Source organism: Polaromonas sp. P1_G4 (assembly GCF_056405475.1).
In genome coordinates this window covers 1-5,192 of sequence record NZ_JBFUCA010000306.1, presented here as the reverse complement: position 1 = coordinate 5,192, position 5,192 = coordinate 1, and the positions used below count along the sequence as shown (strand labels likewise).

General features: G+C 58.9%; 4 protein-coding genes. 3 read left to right on the top strand and 1 reads right to left on the bottom strand.

The annotated features are described in order from the left end of the window. Positions 1-531: 531 nt before the first annotated feature. From AC1D1X_RS15120 to AC1D1X_RS15110, 3 genes are read left to right on the top strand one after another with little or no spacing between them, the layout of a single operon-like run. The gene (locus AC1D1X_RS15120; protein WP_477698571.1) at positions 532-2,844 is read left to right on the top strand and encodes a YcaO-like family protein; all 2,313 of its coding nucleotides are present in this window, start codon (positions 532-534) and stop codon (positions 2,842-2,844) included. 13 nt (positions 2,845-2,857) lie between these two features. Continuing rightward, positions 2,858-3,442: a tetratricopeptide repeat protein gene (locus AC1D1X_RS15115; RefSeq protein ID WP_477669630.1), complete on the top strand. Its 585-nt coding sequence runs from the start codon at positions 2,858-2,860 to the stop codon at positions 3,440-3,442. A 34-nt stretch (positions 3,443-3,476) separates the two neighbouring features. Further along, the gene (locus AC1D1X_RS15110; RefSeq protein ID WP_477669631.1) at positions 3,477-3,908 is read left to right on the top strand and encodes a hypothetical protein; all 432 of its coding nucleotides are present in this window, start codon (positions 3,477-3,479) and stop codon (positions 3,906-3,908) included. 50 nt (positions 3,909-3,958) lie between these two features. Here the strand turns inward: AC1D1X_RS15110 and AC1D1X_RS15105 are convergent. Beyond that, on the bottom strand, positions 3,959-5,192 hold a 1,234-nt coding region (locus tag AC1D1X_RS15105), incomplete at its 5' end, for a tetratricopeptide repeat protein (protein ID WP_477698570.1).

The window sequence follows — 5,192 nt, the reverse complement described above, 5'->3', positions numbered from 1 at the left end:
GCCCCCAGCAGCCCGCCTCGCCCCAGCGTGGCCAATGACGTTGAACCCAAGCCCAGGCTATTGCCGCTGACGATCGCAACCATGTGATCTACCTAATGGTGAACCGCCGGCTCGGGCCCCTGCCCCTCACCCCTCCTCCAACCCTTTGGAGAACTGCTCAACGGTATTTCATCAATACATCCTCACATTTACCACTTTGTTTAGGAAAACCCTCAATCACCAGACCAACAGGCCATGCCATTTGCGGCGCAAGGCTTGATTTACCGGGATAGTGCAACGGCTGACGAGGTAGCCATGACAAGTGACAGCGGAGAACAAACGAATGCGATGGTCCGCAGAAAAAACAAACAAATTCCGAACTGCGCGGATATATTAGTGAGCGCTTCGCCGATGGGGCCGGAGCCTCTCCACTCTGTCCCGCACAACTCCGCGCGCCAGGCAGCCTATTACCCTCTTCGGAGACATCTACGTGCCTATTGACATCCGCATGACCCGCCCGCCGGCCGGGAATCTCCGGGACGACGCCTATGGGTGGATCACAGCATTCCCGCAATGACTCGCACAGGTACGCACAACAGCATCCTGAACCCCAGAGTGCCGGCGGCCGTCGAAGCCTGCCTGACCGATTGGGATCGCCTGGCGCCCATGCTGGCGGGCGCCAGTTGCATACGCAGCAAAGGCCGCAAAGCCATGCTGGTGGTTCGCCATGCGAGCGAGATTGTCGAGATAGAGGCGCCGGCGGTCCTGCTGGAGCATGTTTTCGCTTTATGCGACGGCACCCGCACTGCCAACCAGGCCGTCAGCAGCATTGCCGATACACAGGCCCGTGCAAAGTTTTCCGAATTCCTGACTTTTCTGCTCAGCGAAGGCGCATTGATCGATGCCAGCCTGGCGAGTGCTCATGCGGCGCGTTATGCGTTCCAGCTCAGCCCTTTGGGCATCAGAGCATCTCCCGCGCTCACTAACGGCATCGCGGGCCGGTTCTTGTGGAATACCGAGCAAGCGCCCAGTGCCTTGCCCGAGGCCGCCGTCACGGTGGAAAGTGCACCGCTTGACAGATTTCTGTCCTCCCGCGTAACCAGCAATACCTTTGACGATCGCACGGTATCCGCTTCTGCGCTGCATCAGCTGCTGTGGTCGCTTGCCGGGGTTGTGCACATCAAACATCCTCGCACAGGCTATTTGCCTCATCGGGCCCTTGCTTCAGCGGGAGGGATGCACCTGCTGGAAATTTACCTGGCACTGCAGCGCCAGGTCGATGGCTATGCGCCGGGGGTGTACCGCCTTCACTACCCGCAGGAGCGCATGATTTACCTGCAGAAGATCGGCGAAACTGCGGCGCAACTACCGCGCGCCTTCCTCAAGCCGTGGGAATTAACCTATGCCACAGGCGCTATTTTTATAGCGGCCGATCCCGCTATCGGCGCGATGCGCTATCGCAGCCGTTCGCTGCAATACCTTTTTATGGAAGCAGGAGCCGCGCTGCACAACGGAGCCTTGAGCGCCGATGCACTGGGCCTGGGCTACGCGACGATCGGCGGTTACCAGGAGCAGCCCATCGCCCTCATGTGCGGCTTGCACCGCCAGTTGCTGTTGGGCACGGCGATGTTTGGTGCCAAACCCTCACCCGAACAAATCGAGGCAGCTTCCCACGCTGCGAAAATTGATTTTTCCTGGGCGGATGTCGAATCTTCCAGTCCTCACCGTGGTGTACACCTGGCCCGGGCACGGACAGACGCGGTTGGGCCGCACGCCTGGGGTAGCCACACCGATCCAATGCAGGCGGCCCGCCAGGCCATTCAAAACGCCCTCGCGCACGCAGGTCATCAACAAGTGCACAAACTTGTCCAGGGCCGTATCAGCGAGATCGGGGACGCGCAGAACCCTGAGCAATTCGTGCGCTATGCGGACGTACAGTACAAACTCCCCAATTTCCCCTACCTGCCGTTTTCGCAGTCGCAGGTCTACCCTTGGGTTGAAGGGGTAGACCTCTGCACTGGAAAATCAGTTCATGTCCTGGGAGAGCTGGCTTTCTCCCGCGCTGGTCTGGCGGCCTTGGGGCACTGTCCGCAAAAATGCTATACGCAGGCCAACTTTTCCGGTTGCTGCAGCGGCACATCCCAGGAAGACGCGACGGTGCGGGCTTTGCATGCCGCCATCGAACAAGACTCACTGATGAGGCACTGGCTGGCCCAAAAACCAGGCATTGTTCACCCGCCAGCGCAATGGCCCAGGGAGTTGGCTCAGCGCCTCGATGCGTTTGCAAGCGAGGGATGCATCATCACGGTCCAGCGACTCTCCACGGAGTACGCCCAGGTCGCGATGGTCTCTGCTCAGCACGAGGAAAGGCATTTCACGGCTACCGCAAGCGCGGCAGGCTCCTGCTTTACCGACGCCGTCAACAGCGCGATCGATAAACTGGAAGCGAGGATTCATGCATGGATGCGAGGGTACCTTCCCCCTATCAAACTTGCAGAACAGGTCGAAACGGCCGAACACCATTTTGGGCTGTATGGACTCAAACGCCATTTCAGGCGCGCCGACAGAATGTTGTTCCCGTCCGGTGAGGTGACCGGCACCCCTTGGCCGACAGCGGAGGCGAATTACTCGCTAGACTTGCTGCTTGGGCGTTTTTCCGGGAAAGGCCTGTGCCCTGTCGCCATTGATATCACCCCCCGGCACTCCCTTGTCGATCAGGGCCGAACACAGCTTACGGTCGCGAAGGCCCTGGTGCCCGGCCTGCTTCCTGTTTCATTCGGTCACCAGYGGGAACCTCTGGGAATGGTTCCACGCAGTCACCCCGGCGCAAAATTCCCTCACCCGTTCAGCGAATTTCGAATCTGAAATGATGCCCACCATGACACAAATACCTTCCGCGCGTTCGCAGGCACAGGCTCTGCTCCAACAGGGCATTGAAGCCGGCAGAAACCAGGTACAAGCACTTGATTTTTTTCATGAGTGCGCGGCAGTCGACCCCACTTGGGGCATCCCGCTGTTTCTGATCGGCTCGCATCACGCGGCTCACGGAGAGATGGAACAGGCCGAACTGGCGCTTTCCAATGCCGTCCTGCTCTCGCCCGAGTTCACCATGGCAAGGTACCAGCTTGGAACATTGCAATTCAGCGCAGGCAGGGCTGCGGCGGCATTGGTGAGCTGGCAACCTTTACTCGACCTCCCTGAAAGCGACCCGCTGCCGTATTTCGTTCGCGGCTACGCGGCGCTCGCCCAAGACGACTTCGAAAGCGCCGTCAAGCACTACGAAGACGGTTTGGCGAGGAACACCGAAAACGAAGCTCTCTCTGGCGACATACGCAAAATCATCGCCCGAATAGCCGAATTGAAAGAATCGACCTCGGACCTTGTTCTACCGAAAGCGACAGACGGGGCCGAAGAAAACCATGTGCTGCTTTCAAACTACCAGCGCCATAACCACCCGAATTGAGATGGCTAACCCCATCTGAATTTAACCCAGTCCCATGCCCATCATTGATCCTTCTTCCCGCCTCGGGGCGTTTCTTCGCCCCAACGCCACCGACCCCAAAAGGCCGGCGCCGCCTGATGCTCCTTCGCAGGGGAAAGCCTCCGAGCTCCAGCGGGGACAAGCAGGGAACACCAACCCGTTTCTCGACTCGCTGGCACTGCTTGAGCCCAAACTCAAGCAACAGCTGCTGCAACGGATTCGTGCGCTTTCCAGAGAAGACTCACGGCAGCCACGCAAGGTATTCCAGCTGTTCATGGAATCCGTTCTGATGCAGGAATTCGTCGGCGACGCAGCGCAGGACGTGGACTGGAAGCGGCTGGCGGACCCGGTCCTGGACCAGATGGAGTTCGACCCAGAGCTGGCCTCCGCGATCAAGGATGCAGCTCGCTATCTCGTCGACGCAGCGGCCGCCATACCGCAGGTCTGAAAGGCGATATCGGTAGACAGTCCTAGGGGTTCTCGGCCTCACTCCACGGACTAGCCTTGCGGTGAATTTCCCGTGAAATCCGGAACGCTCACACCGGACAGGTTCTTCCGGCTTGCGAGCAGCCGTTGCGCGAGTTTTCGGATAGCAACTTCATCCTTCACCTCTCCATTGAGCAAAGCTTCGGCATAGCGTCCCGACAAATTATTTTTGTCCAGGCCTATGGCACGCTCCGCATGCTGTCTGGCTTCATGTGTTTGCTTTTTGAGCGCCAGCACGACCGCCATGCCGCCATGGCTTTCGGAAAAGTTGCGGTCCATCTCAAGGGCTGTGGAAAAACTGGCCTGCGCCGCCTCAAGGTCGTGATCGAGCAATTCCGCCCAGCCCTGGCCGTGCCACGTCCCGATGTGACCGGGCATGCCCTGCAAAGCGCGCGCAAAATCCTGCCGGGCCAGCTTCAGGTCACCTTTCAGTAAATGTGCAAATGCCCGCCCAGACCATGCACGACCGTCCGAATGATTGAGCTGCAGAGCCTTGTCCGCCCAGTCGATGGCTTCATCCGCTTTTCGCATACCGAGGGCCAAAGTCAATTGCGTGACGAAAATCTCGGCCGGAAGAAGGCTTGGCGGTGTTTGCAGTTGTGCTTGCTGTAACGCCAAATCCACCCAGCGCTGCGCACTCACCGCATCCCCCGCATCTATGGCGATCAGGCTTGCTATTGCGGCGGCGCTAGCGCGCAGATTTTGCAACTTTTCGGCCTCCCGAACCCAATTGCAGGCGCGCTCCAGTTCGGCCGTACGATGAAGCGACCGTAGCCACAGCTGTTGCAACAGTTCTCCTGCCAGCGAGGCTCGCGCAATACCCTCATGCGAAAGTCCCGATGCCGCACTGGTGAAAATTTCCATGTATTCCGCCAACTCGGAAACACACTCGGCGTACCGACCCTGCCTGAACTCGATATAAGCAAGATTGTGCAAAACCACGGCGGTGAACTCCGGGGGAACCCCATCGACTTGCTGCAAAACTTTCAGTGCTGCCGTGGCCTCCGGGTAAAGCTCCTGCGCCAACAGCAAATCGCCCTCCTTCAGACGCCACGACAACGCATCGGCCTGGAGCACTTGCCCATGACGCAGATAGAAGGCTGCGCGATCCCATTGCCTGCATTGCAAAGAAAGATCAAAAGCCTCTGCGAGCAACTGTAGATTGCCTGGATCTGTTTTCAGGTAGCCTTCGAGACGATCAAGGCGGGCAAGTTCAGCGGAGGCCACGTTTGCACCTTCAGTAGAC

Coding starts and splice junctions, on each gene's coding strand:
- AC1D1X_RS15115 (WP_477669630.1), top strand. CDS start 2,858: ATGACACAAATACCTTCCGCGCGTTCGCAGGCACAGGCTCTGCTCCAA.
- AC1D1X_RS15110 (WP_477669631.1), top strand. CDS start 3,477: ATGCCCATCATTGATCCTTCTTCCCGCCTCGGGGCGTTTCTTCGCCCC.